This is a genomic window from Candidimonas nitroreducens, from assembly GCF_002209565.1.
Classification (GTDB): domain Bacteria; phylum Pseudomonadota; class Gammaproteobacteria; order Burkholderiales; family Burkholderiaceae_B; genus Candidimonas; species Candidimonas nitroreducens.
Window position 1 is genome coordinate 186,365 of record NZ_NJIH01000009.1, and the last position, 13,896, is coordinate 200,260.

A 13,896-nucleotide genomic window follows, 5' to 3' on the forward strand; every position below is an offset into this window, starting at 1 on the left:
GCCGCCTTGCGCCGTGCTATGCCGCGGCCTGTCGTGCCGATCGCAGGGTCTCGGATGCCAGCGCGTGATCCAGTGCGGCGACGTCGTCGCGCTGCTTGAACAGAATGCCGGCGGTGTCCACCACGACCTCGGGGTCGAGGGTAATGGTGTCCAGGGCCACCAGCGCCCGCGCCCATTCCACGGTTTCGGCAATGCCCGGGGCGCGCTGGAAATGGCCTTCGCCCGAGGCCTTGCGCAGCTGCTGCACGAAGGCGGCTACCTGGCGGGCCAGGGCGCGCGGCGCCTCGGGCACCAGCGCCTGCACGATGGCCAGCTCGCGTTCGCGGTCGGGGTAGTCCAGCCAGTGATACAGGCAGCGCCGCTTGACGGCATCGTTGAGTTCGCGCGTGCGGTTGCTGGTAAGCAGTGTCACCGGCGCGATGGTGGCGCGCACCGTGCCCAGTTCCGGGATGCTGACCTGGTATTCGCCCAGGTATTCCAGCAGGAAGGCCTCGAACGGCTCGTCGGCGCGGTCGACTTCGTCGATCAGCAGCAGCGCCCCGGGCGCAGGCGCCTGCAGTGCCTGCAGCAGCGGGCGGCGCACCAGGTAGCGTGCTTGGTAGACTTCTTGTTCGAGTTCGCTGGCCGGCGCCCGGCCTTCGGCGGCCCGCAGGTGCAGCAACTGCGCCGCGTAGTTCCATTCGTACAGGGCCTCGCGCTGCTCCAGCCCATCGAAACATTGCAGGCGCAGCAGTTCGCGCCCCAGCACGGCGGCCAGGGCCTTGGCGAGTTCCGTCTTGCCTACGCCCGGCTCGCCCTCGAGCAGCAGCGGCCGCTGCAATTTGAGCGCCAGGAACACCGCCGTGGCCAGGCGCCGGTCGGCGAAATAGGCCCTGGCCTCGAGCGCCGCAAGCAGCGCGTCGATGGAAGCAGGGCCTTGCGGTGCGGCAGATGGCGGCGCTGTGTTCATGCAGCGGCCCTAAGACAGCGCCTGGGCCACGGCGCGCTGCGCCATCATCCCCACCAGGTGGGCGCGGTAGGCGCTGCTGCCGTGCAGGTCGCTGGATGCCAGCGCTTCGTCGGTCGTCACGCCGGCCAGCGCATCGGGGCTGAAGTTTTGCCCCAGGGCCGCCTCCATGGCCGGGTGGCGGAACACGCCGTTGCCTGCGCCCGTTACCGCGACCCGCACAGCGTCGTCGAACTGCGCGACGAAGACGCCGATCAGGGCGAACAGCGAAGCAGGCTGCGGGAACTTCACGTAGGCGGCGCGCTTGGGTACCGGGAAGCTTATCGCCGTGACGAGTTCGCCCGGTTCCAGCGCGGTGCTGAACAGTCCGAGAAAGAAATCGTCCGCCTTGATCTTGCGCCCGGTGGTGTGCACGGTGGCGCCCAGCGCCAGCAAGGCGGCCGGATAATCGGCCGCCGGGTCGTTGTTCACTACCGAGCCGCCCAGGGTGCCCATGGCGCGCACCTGCTTGTCGCCGATGCCGCCCGCGAGCCGCGCCAGGGCCGGAATCGCAGCCTGCACCTCGGCGCTTTCGGCGACGTCGGCGTGCCGGGTCATGGCGCCGATGACGATGTCCCCCGCCTCGCGGCGGATGCCCGACAGCTCTTTGATGGCGCCCAGATCGACCAATTGTTCGGGCGCGGCCAGGCGCAGTTTCATCGAGCCCAGCAGGGTTTGCCCGCCCGCCAGCGGCTGGCCGCCGCCTTGAACCAGCTTGAGCGCATCGGCCTGGGTGGCCGGCCGTTCATAGGTAAATGCGTACATGTTCGTCTCCTGGATCAGCGTGCGGCCTGGATCGCCTGCCAGACGCGGTGCGGCGTGGCGGGCATGTCGATATCGTGCACCCCCAGCGGCTCGAGCGCGTCGAGCAGGGCATTGATGACCGCCGGCGGCGAGCCTATGGTGCCGGCTTCGCCGCAGCCCTTGCTGCCCAGCGGGTTGTGGGTGCACGGCGTGCACACGGTGCCCAGCCTGAATTCGGGGAAGTCCTTGGCGCGCGGCATGGTGTAGTCCATGTAGCTGCCGCTAAGCAGCTGGCCGCTGGAATCGTAGGCGCATTCCTCGAGCAGTGCCTGGCCTATGCCCTGCATCACCCCGCCTTGCACCTGGCCTTCGACGATCATGGGGTTGACGATGACGCCGAAGTCGTCCACCGCCGTGAAGCGGTCGACGTGCACCGCGCCGGTGGCCGGGTCGACCTCGACCTCGCAGATATGGGTGCCGGCCGGATAGGTGAAGTTGCTGGGGTCGTAGAACGCGGTTTCGTCCAGCCCGGGTTCCAGCTTGTCGAGCGGGTAGTTGTGCGGCACGTAGGCGGCCAGGGCTACCTCGCCGAAAGCCTTTTTCTTGTCGGTGCCCTTGACGCGGAATTCGCCGGCGGTGAATTCGATGTCGGCGTCGCTGGCCTCCATCAGGTGGGCTGCGATCTTCTTGGCCTTTTCTTCGATCTTGTCCAGCGCCTTCATGACCGCCGCCCCGCCCACGGCCAGCGAGCGCGAGCCATAGGTGCCCATGCCGAAGGGTATGCGGCCGGTGTCGCCGTGCACGACTTCCACGGCGTCGACGGCAATGCCGAGCCGCGCGGCGACCAGCTGCGCAAACGCGGTTTCGTGGCCCTGGCCGTGGCTGTGGGTGCCGGTGAACACGGTGACCGAGCCGGTGGGGTTGATGCGCACCTCGCCGCATTCATACAGGCCGGCGCGTCCGCCCAACTGCCCGACGATGTGTGAAGGCGCCAGGCCGCAGGCCTCGATGTAGCTGGAATAGCCGATGCCGCGCTTCAGGCCCTTGGCCTCGCTGGCGCGGCGCCGTTCGTCAAAACCGGCCACGTCGGCGAGTTTCCTGGCTTCTTCGAGGCACTTCGGGAAGTCGCCCGTATCGTATTGCAGCGCCACCGGCGTCTGATAAGGGAATTCGGTGATGAAATTGCGGCGGCGGATCTCGTCCTGGCCAATGCCCAGTTCCCAAGCGCAGCGGGTAACCAGGCGTTCGACCAGATAGGCGGCCTCGGGCCGCCCGGCGCCGCGGTAGGCGTCGACCGGCACCGTGTTGGTGAACCAGCCGTCGACCTCGACGTAGATCTGCGGCGTGGTGTACTGGCCGGCCAGCAGCGTGCCGTACAGAATGGTGGGCACGACCGGGCCGAAAGTCGCCAGATAGGCGCCCAGGTTGGCGTCGGAATGCACCCGCAGGGCAAGGAACTTGCCGTCTTTGTCCAGCGCCATCTCGGCGTGCGAGATGTGGTCGCGCCCGTGCGTGTCGGCGATGAAGCTTTCACTGCGCTCGGCCGTCCACTTGACTGCGCAGCCCAGTTCGCGCGCGGCCCAGGTTATCGCCACGTCTTCGGGATACAGATTGATCTTCGAACCAAAGCCGCCGCCGACGTCCGGGGCGATCACGCGCAGCTTGTGCTCGGGCACGTTCAGCACGAAGGCCGACAGCAGCAGGCGCACCAGGTGCGGATTCTGGCTGGTGGTGTACAGCAGCGTTTCGCCCGAGGCGCGGTCGTGGCGCGCGTTGTCGGCGCGCGGCTCCATGGCGTTGGGAACCAGGCGGTTGTTGACCAGGTCGAGGCGCGTGACGTGCGCGGCGCCGGCAAACGTGGCGTCGACGGCCGCCTTGTCGCCCAGCACCCATTTGTAGCAGCGATTGTCGGGGGCCTCGTCGTGCAGCGCCGGGCCTTGCGCGGCCTTGGCCATGTCGACCACCGGCTGTAGCTCTTCGTAGTCGGCGGACACGGCCTCGGCAGCGTTGCGGGCTTGCTCCAGCGTATCGGCCACCACCATGGCCACCGGTTCGCCCACGTAGCGTACCTTGTGGATCGCCAGGAAGGGGTGGGGCGGCTCTTTCATCGGGCTGCCGTCGGGGTTGCTGATCAGCCAGCCGGTGGGCAGCCCGCCGACCTTGCCCTCGATGTCCTGGCCGGTATAGATGCGCCGCACCCCCGGCATTGCCGCGGCTGCGGCGGTGTCCATGCTCTTGATGAGGGCATGGGCGTGCGGCGAGCGCACGAAACAGGCGTATTTCTGGCCTTCCTGGTGGATGTCGTCCACATACTTGCCGGCGCCCGTCAGAAAGCGCGTGTCTTCGACGCGCCGCAGCGCTTCGCCTATGTGCGGCATGCTGGCAAACTCGTTTGCACCCATGATGGTCTCCTTTGCCGAGCGCCCTTAGGCGGCCAGGGTTTTCTGGGCGGTTTGCACTGCCCGGACGATATTGTGGTAGCCCGTGCAGCGGCACAGATTGCCGCCCAGCTGCTCGCAGATCTCGGCCTCGCTGGCCTGCGGATGGCGGGCCAGCAGATCGACCGCGCTCATTACCATGCCCGGCGTACAGTAGCCGCATTGCAGGCCATGGCATTCCTTGAAGGCGGCCTGCACCGGGTGCAGGCCGCCGTCGCCATTGGCCAGGCCCTCGATGGTGGTGATTTCGGCACCCTGCATCTGCGCCACCAGGACGTTGCAGGATTTGATGGATCGCCCGTTGGCGATCACGGTACAGGCGCCGCACTGGGCGGTATCGCAGCCCACATGGGTGCCGGTCAGCCGCAATTGGCCGCGGATGAACTGCGCCAGCAGCACATTGGGTTCGACCTCGGCACTGACGGCTTGTCCGTTGACTTTCAGCTCGACTTTCATCGCAGATGTCTCCAGTTCGTTGTCCTTCGAATCCTGCCTCCCATTCTTAAAACTCTGCGAGGCGGGGCGCTACCTAGGTAAAACCCTTAGCTGCACTGCAACGTCGGCCGCCGTGCTTCATGGAGCCTGAATGTCTCGCGCCGAAAGACTGCTGGAACTGATGCAGCGCCTGCGTTGCCGCCGCCACCCCTTCAGCGGGGCGACGAACAGGGCGTCAGCCTGCGTACGCTGTACCGCGGCATCGCCGGCCTGCGTACGTTGTACCGCGCCATCGCCAGCCTGCCGGTGCAAGGGGCGTATATGAGACGGTACTGCGAGCAAGGTCGGCCTGACAGGCGGGCCCGCCGGGTTCGCGGCATTCTTCTACGAATGCTTCTTCTACCCAAGAGCCGCCATGCCACACCCCGATCGTGCCGTTCCCGATTTCAATCCTTTTATTATTTATGTCGGCGGCTCCGAACACGGTGTGCGCTCAAGAACAGTGTGCGCTCAAGATCGGCTCGACAGCGCGCTACTCCCGAATTTCGGACGTTATAAGGGCCGCTGATACAAAATAAATGGCGTCATGGCACCTTATCCCAGGCCTTCTCGAAGAAGTCGGTACTGCCGAAGTTACCCGACTTGAGGGCCAGTGCGATGGGGCGGTCGCCCAGGCTGACGGTCCAGGGTACGCCGGGGTCGATTTGTCGCCCGATGCGCAGGCGATTGATGCCGAGAGCAGTCACCACTGCCCCGGACGTTTCCCCGCCAGCGACAATTAATTGGCGCACGCCGGCTTCAACCAGGCGTTTTGCGATAGCGGCCAGCGCTTCTTCGATGATGGCTCCGGCGCGTTCGGCGCCTAGTGCCGACTGAACTCGCTTGACCTTATCGGCGGCGGCGGTGGCGTAGACAATGACGGGCCCATTTTCGACACGTGGTGTTGCCCAAGCCATGACGTCGTCCACCAAGCGGGGCAGGGCATCGCTGGTGGCGGCCAGTTGCAGTGGATCCAAAGCAAAACCAGGAACGCCGTAGTCAAGTATATGCCGCAGCTGGGCCTGGGAAGTCTGTGAGCAGCTGCCGGACAGAATGGCGCGTAAGCCATCTGTCGAGGGCGCTTGTTGTGCCGGCTCGACTGGGTGCAGCAAGCCTTGAGCGCGAAAATTTTGAGGAAGGCCAAGCGCCAGTCCCGACCCTCCGGTAACCAACGGAAAAGGCGCGCATGCGGCGCCTATTTGAACCAGGTCTGCGTTGGACGTCGCGTCGACGATCGCGATCTTGACGCCTTGCGTCTGGAGCTGCAGCAATGATTCATGGATGGCATTTGACCCGGCCGCCACGATGCGATGTTCTATGAGCCCTACGGTATGTCTTGTTTGACGTTGAAGAACGCGCGGCAGATTCGAATCGGTCATCGGCGTCAGTGGATGATTCCGCATGCCGCTTTCGGCCAGCAGGGTATCGCCAACGAACAGGTGTCCTTTGTACACGGTGCGCTCGTTTTCCGGAAACGCCGGGCATGCGATCGTAATTTCGCTGCCAGTAGCCTCCATGAGCGCGTCGATGACCGGGCCGATATTGCCACGATCCGTTGAGTCGAATGTCGAGCAGTACTTGAAGTAGAACTGGCGGCAGCCTGCGCTTTTTAGCCACTGCAGGGCAGCTAGCGAGTCTTCTACTGCCTGGCGTGCCGGTGTCGTACGTGACTTGAGTGCGATGACGACAGCATCGGCGGCGGTATCGGCGGGCAAAGGCGTCGAGGGTACGCCGATAATCTGAATTGTGCGCATGCCCGCCTGTTGGAGCATCCCCGCCAGGTCTGTCGCGCCTGTAAAGTCATCGGCAATGCATCCAAGCAGAATAGCCACAGTTCAACCTCTCGCTGTTTTTGCGGAACTGCCCATTTTGGCGGCAACAAGCAATGCGTTCTTCATGGCGCCCGGCATGGCAATGCCTTTCTGGACAATATCATAAGCTGTTCCATGTGCCGGAGTGGTGATCGGCATGGGCAGCCCGTAGTGCACAGTGATGCCTTCGCCGAAACTCATGAGCTTCATGGCAATTTGGCCTTGATCATGGTACATGGTCAGTACGCCGTCGTATCCGCCACCATTGGCCTTGTTGATCGCCCGCACGAACGTGGTGTCGGCCGGGAATGGGCCGTCGGCCGCAAAGCCTCTGTGCGCGGCCAGCCTGACGCCGGGTTCGATGACATCGATTTCGTCGCGGCCGAATGCTCCTCCGTCGCCGTTGTGAGGATTGAGGCCGCAAACGGCGATCCTGGGATTTTCGAAACCCGATGCCTTGAGGCCTTGCCATAGCATGCCCACGCCGTCGGCGACGAGTTCAGCCGTCAAAAGGCCGCTGACGTCTTTATGAGGGACATGCGAGGTAACGCGAGACGTCCACAATTTGTCGTTTACGTTGAATTCCACGCACTTGCCCTTGAAGTCCAGGACTTCGCGGAAATAGTGCATTTCGTCCGGATGTTTCATGCCCCCCGCGCGCAAGGCCGCCTTATTGAGCGGGGCCACGCACATTGCGTCGGCGATATGATCCATGCACATTTTCAGGCAGAATGCCAGGCCGTCGAGCATGAAGCGGCCGCTTTTTGGCGTTACTTGGCCCAGCGTGAATTCGCTCGCGCCGACGTGTTGCCAATTCATCAGCAGCGGCGCGTGATCCCCCGCAGGGATGTTGTCGGGGGCGTCGGGCACTTCAGTCCTTATTCCTGCAGTTCGCATGCCTGCTTCCAGAACGGGCCTGCTGCCGACTATCAGCAAGTTCGCCGCGTTGCGTACATCAGCGTCGTCAAGAATCTTCGCGACAATCTCCGGGCCTATGCCGGCGGGGTCACCTGTGAATAGCGCAATCGTGGGCTTATGCATTTACCTGCTCCGTGAAAATTCGGGCTTTCAATCCCGGCGAAATAATGGTAATTTTATGCGTATTGTCGACAGTCGGCAATAAAGAAACAAAATCAAGCCTTAAAAAACAGGAGACACAGCATGAACACAACGCGTCGCACGCTAATCGCCGCGGGCATCAGCGGCCTCATCGGCGTGCTTGCCGCAACGCCCTCTGTAGCCGCTTCATATCCCGACCGTCCGGTCAAGATCATTGTCGGGCTGGCGCCCGGCGGGGGCACCGACACTCTGGCTCGGATTGTGGCGAAAGGGCTTTCCGACCTATGGGGGCAATCGGTCGTTGTCGAGAACCGCACCGGAGCCAGCGGCACCATCGCTGGGCTGAGCGTGGTCAATTCGCATCCCGATGGATACACCTTGCTGATATCGCCGCAGACGTCCATTGCCGTTGCGCCACAGTTGTTCGCAAAGCCGCCTTATGACCCGCTGAAAGACTTGACACCTATCACGGTCATTGCGTCCTCGCCGCTGGTGCTTGTCACCCGGCCTTCTTTTCCTGCCAATAATTTCAAGGAATTTGTCGATTACGTCAGGAAGAACCCGGGTAAAGTCACGTTTGCGTCGGGCGGCGTGGGCTCGTCGCCCCACATGATTTACGAATTGCTCAAGGCGCAGCTTCATATGCAAGGCGTGCACGTGCCTTACCGTGGAGAGCAGCCGGCTCTTACTGCGGTAGCGGCCGGTCAGGTTGATGTGCTGTTTGCCAATATTCCTTCCGGCATGCCTTTTGTGCTCGATGGCCGCCTCAAAGCGCTGGTCACGACCGGAGCTAAGCGCTCGCCTCTGGCGACCAAGGTTCCCACTATCCTGGAATCCACCGGAAGCCATATTGTGACAGCTACGTGGAACGCCATTTATGGCCCTGCAGGGATGCCGCCGGCAATAGTAAAAAAAATCAACCAAGATATCGCCAAGGTAGTCAACGAGAAAGATATCCGGACGCGCTTGATCAATTCGGGAAATGACCCGGTGTTAAATACCCCTGCAGAATTCAAGACGTTCCTGAAATCCGAGTACGATCGCTGGGGCAGCGTAATCAAAACCAATCATCTGCAGGTTCAGTAACGCGGATGTGCACACGGTTTTCCGGTATTGTCATTCGATGCTGTCTGAACTCAGGAAGGAAAAATGATTAGCCATCGACGAATTTTGATTACCGGGGCGGCCGGGCAACTGGGCACGCTGCTGCGTGCGTCTTTGCGGGGAAAGGCCGAAATTCTGCGGCTTTCCGACATTGCTGCGCTGGGCCCGCGCCGTGATGGGGAAGAACTCTGCCCTTGCGATCTGGTTGATGCTCATGCCGTACACGAGTTAATGCAGGGCGTCGATCAAGTGATCCACTTGGGGGCAAGCCTGAATGTGGATGACTGGGATCAAACCTTGCAAGTCAATATCGCAGGTACCTACAACGTCTTCGACGCTGCGCGGCGTGCTGGCGTCAAACGTGTCATTTATGCAAGTTCGCACCACGCCATCGGCATGTATCCCATCCAAGAGCACTTGGATGACCGGGCGCCGCTGCGTCCCGACAGCCTTTATGGACTCAGCAAGTGCTTCGGCGAGAACACGGCCCGTTATTTCTGGGACAAGTTCGGCCTCGAGTCCGTGTGCCTGCGTATAGGGTCGACCCGGCCGAAGCCCAGTGAACCGCGAGAGCTTTCGACCTGGCTGAGCGAGCCCGACTTCAGTTTGCTCGTACAGGCCTGCCTCGATGCGCCGTCCGTAGAGTTCAGCATTGTGTACGGCGTATCGGACAACGCCGATTCTTGGTGGAATAACACGCACGCCGCGCGCTTGAACTACGCCCCAAAAGACAAGGCGGAGCGCTACCGCGATGAAATCCAAGACCTGGTTGCCAGCGGGAAATGCCCTCCCCGCTATGCGTTCCAGGGGGGCAAGCGGGCCGATTACGGCTTGGTCTTGCCGCGCAATAGGCCTCTCGAACCCTGATTCCCCTACAGCCTCATGAATGCCCCGAGCCCCTTTTCCTTGCCGGCAGGCGCCTGTGACACGCACTCACATATTTATGGCGATCCGTCTCGCTATCAGATCCTTCGGGGGCATCGCCTCGACCCCCAGTCAGAGATCGCCGATTACCTCCGCGTGGCAGAGCCGTTGGGGCTGGAACGGCTGGTGCTCGTGCAACCCAAGGCATACGGCGGCAACTTCGCTTGCATGCTCGACACCATTGCCCGGCTCGGTGTCGCCCGGGCAAGAGGTGTCATCATGCCCGATGAGACGTTGACGAAAAGCGATTTGGAACGGCTTGATCTGGCCGGCGTTCGGGGAATTCGGTTTTTGTTTCCGGACGATGCGCCTATCGACACCTCTGCTATCCGGCGCACAGCGGTACAAATTGCTGCACAAGGATGGAGCCTGCTCGTGCAGGGCGGCGGCCTGGCTCTCGCATCGAGTGTCGACGCCTTGCTGGAAATGCCGTGCCCGGTCGTTATCGACCATTTGGGGCGCCTGCCTGGCCACTACTCGACTGAGTCGCACGCATTTCAGGCGCTCTTGAAATTCGTGCGCCGGGGGGGCTGGCTCAAGCTAGCCGCGCCATACTACAGCACTCCTCACGGGGAGGCCGACTTCAGAATGGTAGAATCCCGGGTGCATGCCTTGTTGGACGAAGGCCCCGAGCGCATCATCTGGGGCATGAACTGGCCGCATCCGAATTTTCTTCCTGCCCAAAAACCCGATGATGCCAGGGCGTTGCAATCGTTCTTGAGCGTGCTTCGTTCGCCGTCGGAACGGTCTGCGGTATTCGTCCAGAATCCGGCTCGGCTTTATGGCTTTCCCGAGTCGTAGAACGCTGTTTCGATTGCTTGCGCCGCGTACGACATCGTCATTTGAATCGTTTTATTCTGCGCGCAGTTAATATGCGTTCCATGGCCGATAACACTACGTCGCTCGCTTTCCTGCAGTCCGCATCTTTGCCTACGCTCCTGAAGGAACAAATCGAGCAGATGATCCTGAATGGCGAACTGAGCGCCGGGCAGCGCATCAACGAGCTTGCGCTTGCGCATCGGTTTGGCACCAGCAGGAGCCCCATCCGCGAAGCGTGCCGCCAACTAGAGCAGGCGGGTCTTGTCGAGGTCATAAAGAATCGAGGTGTGTTCGTACGCAGCGTCGATGTAGACCAGGCCCTGGACATCTACGAAATAAGAGGGGCGCTGGCTCAATTGGCGGGAGGGCTTATTGCCAAACGCGCCACAGAAGAAGATATTGCGGCGTTGCGCGCCATGGTAGAGCGCATGCAAGGCCTTGCCGCCGCCGGCAACATAGAGGAATACTACCATTTGAATATTGCGTTCCATACCCGTTTGGTGGAATGTTCCCGCAACGAGCGTTTGCTCGAAATGCTGCAAGGCACTGACAAGGAATTGCACTTGTACCGGCACCGCAGCCTGGTACAGCCTCAAGGGCTGATAATCTCGAACCAAGAGCACTACGATATCGTCCAGGCAGTAGCGGCCCATGACGTGAAGCGTGCCCAGAGCGCTTTCAAAAAGCATGTATTGAATGGCAAGCAGCGCGCCATCGCAGCGATGGCGAAGGGCCAACGTGTCGATGAGGGCCAGGTGGCCGATGGCGATGGTGATTGCCAGGTAGATTGCCGTATTTCCTGATCTACCCAAGCCGCCTGCCCGAGTTCTGTTGTCAGCCACTGGGGTAATGCGCCATCGTTCTGCGGATGCCGGCGCGCCGGGTCGACCCGGCTTCCGTTTCGGCCGCCTACGGTCAAATGCTCTGGAAGCCTGTCATGGCAGCCAGATAAATTGCATGCTGTTTGGCGGGCGACGCCTTCATTCCGAGACCGATGTGACTACTGGCCTGGCTTGGTCAGATAACCGGGTATGTGGAATGGCTGCGTAAGGTACGCAGCCAAGTCAGGCCGCGAGAGGTTGCCCCCGCTTCGGCCCCGAGCTTGGGACGGTATTCGCAGCCTATCCAGCCCTCCCAGCCGTGTTGCTGCGACTCTGATGCGATCAGATCGAAAATATAATTGTCGTTGATTTCCCCGGTGGTCGGTTCGTTGCGCGACGGTACGCTGGCAATTTGGAAGTGCCCAACCCTACCTGTTGCAATCCAACGGCTAATCGCAGTGCTCAGGTCGCCCTCTGTTATCTGGCAGTGGTAAAGATCCATCTGCACCTTTAGGTTCATGGCGCCAACGGTTTGGACGATATCGTGCGCTTGTGTTTGGGTGTTTAGGAAATAGCCAGGCATGTCTCGGTGATTGATCGGCTCGATCAGTACTTCCCGGCCAATCGGGGCAGCCAGTTCGGCGGCCCATGCGACGTTTGCTTCGTAGGTGGCACGCATTTGCGCCGCATCGATGCCAGGCGGGCATATGCCCGCCATGACATGCACCCGTCTGCAGTCCAAGGCCTGTGCATATTCCAGTGCTTTGTTGAAGCCGGCTCGAAACTCCAATTCCCGGCCAGGGATACAAGCTATCCCTCTGTCACCCTGATCCCAATCCCCGGCGGGGGCGTTGAATAATACTTGCTCCAGGCCATTATCGTTGAGGCGTGCAGCGATGTCTCGGGCATCCCAGGGATACGGAAACAGATATTCAACGGCATGGAACTCGTCCCTGGATGCGGCCGAAAACCTGTCGAGAAAGTCGGCATCGTTATAGAGAAAGGAGAGGTTCGCAGCAAATTTGAGCATTCGAGGGGCTTATTCTTGGGTTACCAGCTTGCCTTAAAGGTGCTGTGTAATTCGTCGATTTGCATTTTGGTAAGGGCCGCCGGGCGTGTTAGCAGGTACAACCGGGCGGTTTCCTCGAGTTCTTCCAGCACCGCCGACGCTTGCCCGGGGGTTTCGGCCCACACCGTAGGGCCTAAGCGCGCAAGCATGACAGCCCGGATCGGTCTGCCGGCAGCTTCCATATCGCGGATTTTCTGGCTTACGGCGTTAGCAGTGTGCGGCGAGCCAGGGTGATGGTAGCCTATCACCGGCACATGCCCGACCTTCATGACGAAGTAAGGCGTGATCGGCGGTAGCAGATCCTCACGAGCGTCCGGGTTGGCCAAGGTCAGGGCAACGGCATGGGTCGAATGGGTATGAATGATGCTGCGCGCTTGAGGCGCCGATTCGTAGATCTTCCGGTGCAAGACGATGGTTTTCGAGGCACGGTCGCCGTCGATCTGCTGGCCGTTGGCGTCGAGCCTGGCCAGGTTAGAGGGATCCAGGCTTCCCATGCATGCGTCTGTCGGTGTAATCAGAAAGCCGCCATCATCCAGCTTTGCGCTGATGTTTCCAGCCGTCGAGTGCACATAGCCGCGCGCATACAGCGATGCCCCTACGCGGCAGATCTCACGACGCAATGCAGTTTCAGTCATTTGATGGGCTTGACATGTCGGATGCTTTCACGAAGAAACCCGGCCCGCAGAATTTCCTGATCCGGGTGCCAAATGAAGAAAGCAATCGCTCGAGTTTACGACAACCTACGGGCTAGGTGGTGCATGTGGGCTTTGCATCGGCAACAAAAGCTTATACCGCCTCCGAGCGCGCATCGGATACCTATACCTGAATAGTCTGGCCTGCGTAAGCAGGCGGCGACATGAGCCAGGGCGTAGCCAAAAGTCGCTCCGCTTCGCCGGCGGGCATTCCCCGCCAGCGGGTATCTGCTCCTCAGTCGCCTTTGGTGAATCGCGGCAGGTTCCAGTGGAACACCAGCGACAGGCAGCGTATCGCAAAGCACAGGGCAATGGCCGCCCACGAGAGCCAGTGTGCCGACCAGCCGGCGATTTCTCCGCCCGTTTGCAATGCCGCCGCGAGCAGCGCCGCCGAAGCGTAGATTTCCTTTTGCAGGATGACCGGGGTGCGATTCAGCAGCAGGTCGCGCAGCACCCCGCCACCCACCGCCGAAATCATGCCCAGAATGATGGCCGCTTCTATGCTGTGGCTGTGGCCCAGGGCCTTGTGGGCGCCGAAAACCGCGAAAAACCCCAAGCCCGCCGCATCGAACATCAGCACCGGGTGCGAGAGCTTTTGCACCAGGTCTTCGGCGCTGAGAACCAGGCCGGAGGCGATCAAGGCCAGCGCCAGGTAACGCCAGTCGGCCAGGCCCGCGGGCGGCAGCGCCCCGATGCAGACATCCCTGATGATGCCGCCGCCGCAGGCGGTGGTGTAGGCCAGCGTGATGATGCCGAACAGATCCAACTTTTTCTGGTGCGCCGCAAGCGCGCCGCTGATGGCGAAGACGAACGTACCTATCAGGTCGAGCGATGTAAACAATGCTTGCGTAGTCATTCCCGCTGCCTTTACGTTTCCCGGACAACCGGGCCGATGCCGGCAAGCATATCGCAAGTTCGCCTGTGTGGCCGCAGGCCTGTTCCGGATCTGCGGCGCT

The 13,896-nt window shown here is 61.6% G+C and carries 13 protein-coding genes; 4 read left to right on the plus strand and 9 right to left on the minus strand.

All coding sequences use genetic code 11. The features are described 5' to 3' along the window. Positions 1 to 16: 16 nt before the first annotated feature. The 6 genes from CEY11_RS16600 to CEY11_RS16625 all read right to left on the minus strand — a co-directional run bounded on the left by CEY11_RS16600 (position 17) and on the right by CEY11_RS16625 (position 7,493). Positions 17 to 949 carry an AAA family ATPase gene (locus CEY11_RS16600; RefSeq protein ID WP_088604529.1) on the minus strand — a complete coding sequence of 311 codons (933 nt, stop codon included), beginning with the start codon at positions 947 to 949 and terminating at the stop codon, positions 17 to 19. Positions 950 to 958: 9 nt separating this feature from the next. Further along, positions 959 to 1,750: an FAD binding domain-containing protein gene (locus CEY11_RS16605; RefSeq protein ID WP_088604530.1), complete on the minus strand. Its 792-nt coding sequence runs from the start codon at positions 1,748 to 1,750 to the stop codon at positions 959 to 961. 14 nt (positions 1,751 to 1,764) lie between these two features. Further along, positions 1,765 to 4,131 (minus strand): xanthine dehydrogenase family protein molybdopterin-binding subunit, encoded by a 2,367-nt coding sequence (locus CEY11_RS16610; protein WP_088604531.1) that lies wholly within the window; start codon positions 4,129 to 4,131, stop codon positions 1,765 to 1,767. A 24-nt stretch (positions 4,132 to 4,155) separates the two neighbouring features. Continuing rightward, positions 4,156 to 4,623, minus strand: coding sequence for a (2Fe-2S)-binding protein (locus CEY11_RS16615; RefSeq protein ID WP_088604532.1), 468 nt, complete (start codon positions 4,621 to 4,623; stop codon positions 4,156 to 4,158). 563 nt (positions 4,624 to 5,186) lie between these two features. Further along, complete coding sequence (gene otnK, locus CEY11_RS16620; RefSeq protein WP_088604533.1) at positions 5,187 to 6,473, minus strand: 3-oxo-tetronate kinase; 1,287 nt, start codon at positions 6,471 to 6,473, stop codon at positions 5,187 to 5,189. 3 nt (positions 6,474 to 6,476) lie between these two features. Then, on the minus strand, positions 6,477 to 7,493 hold the full coding sequence (locus CEY11_RS16625) for a 4-hydroxythreonine-4-phosphate dehydrogenase PdxA (RefSeq protein WP_088604534.1): 1,017 nt from the start codon (positions 7,491 to 7,493) through the stop codon (positions 6,477 to 6,479). Positions 7,494 to 7,613: 120 nt separating this feature from the next. Between CEY11_RS16625 and CEY11_RS16630 the strand changes: the two genes are divergently transcribed. From CEY11_RS16630 to CEY11_RS16645, 4 genes are all read left to right on the plus strand, one after another. After that, a complete protein-coding gene (locus tag CEY11_RS16630; RefSeq protein ID WP_088604535.1) occupies positions 7,614 to 8,597 on the plus strand; it encodes a Bug family tripartite tricarboxylate transporter substrate binding protein in 984 nt (327 codons plus the stop codon). Between the two features lie 63 nt (positions 8,598 to 8,660). Beyond that, positions 8,661 to 9,482: an NAD-dependent epimerase/dehydratase family protein gene (locus CEY11_RS16635; protein ID WP_088604536.1), complete on the plus strand. Its 822-nt coding sequence runs from the start codon at positions 8,661 to 8,663 to the stop codon at positions 9,480 to 9,482. Between the two features lie 15 nt (positions 9,483 to 9,497). Further along, positions 9,498 to 10,340 (plus strand): amidohydrolase family protein, encoded by an 843-nt coding sequence (locus CEY11_RS16640; RefSeq protein ID WP_088604537.1) that lies wholly within the window; start codon positions 9,498 to 9,500, stop codon positions 10,338 to 10,340. 41 nt (positions 10,341 to 10,381) lie between these two features. Beyond that, on the plus strand, positions 10,382 to 11,161 hold the full coding sequence (locus CEY11_RS16645; protein WP_143322900.1) for a GntR family transcriptional regulator: 780 nt from the start codon (positions 10,382 to 10,384) through the stop codon (positions 11,159 to 11,161). A 214-nt stretch (positions 11,162 to 11,375) separates the two neighbouring features. Here the strand turns inward: CEY11_RS16645 and otnI are convergent, their stop codons facing one another. From otnI to CEY11_RS16660, 3 genes are all read right to left on the minus strand, one after another. Continuing rightward, positions 11,376 to 12,209: a 2-oxo-tetronate isomerase gene (gene otnI, locus CEY11_RS16650; protein WP_088604539.1), complete on the minus strand. Its 834-nt coding sequence runs from the start codon at positions 12,207 to 12,209 to the stop codon at positions 11,376 to 11,378. Between the two features lie 20 nt (positions 12,210 to 12,229). Then, positions 12,230 to 12,883 carry a class II aldolase/adducin family protein gene (locus CEY11_RS16655; protein ID WP_088604540.1) on the minus strand — a complete coding sequence of 218 codons (654 nt, stop codon included), beginning with the start codon at positions 12,881 to 12,883 and terminating at the stop codon, positions 12,230 to 12,232. 292 nt (positions 12,884 to 13,175) lie between these two features. Further along, the gene (locus tag CEY11_RS16660) at positions 13,176 to 13,796 is read right to left on the minus strand and encodes a trimeric intracellular cation channel family protein (protein WP_088604541.1); all 621 of its coding nucleotides are present in this window, start codon (positions 13,794 to 13,796) and stop codon (positions 13,176 to 13,178) included. Between the last annotated feature and the right edge of the window lie 100 nt (positions 13,797 to 13,896).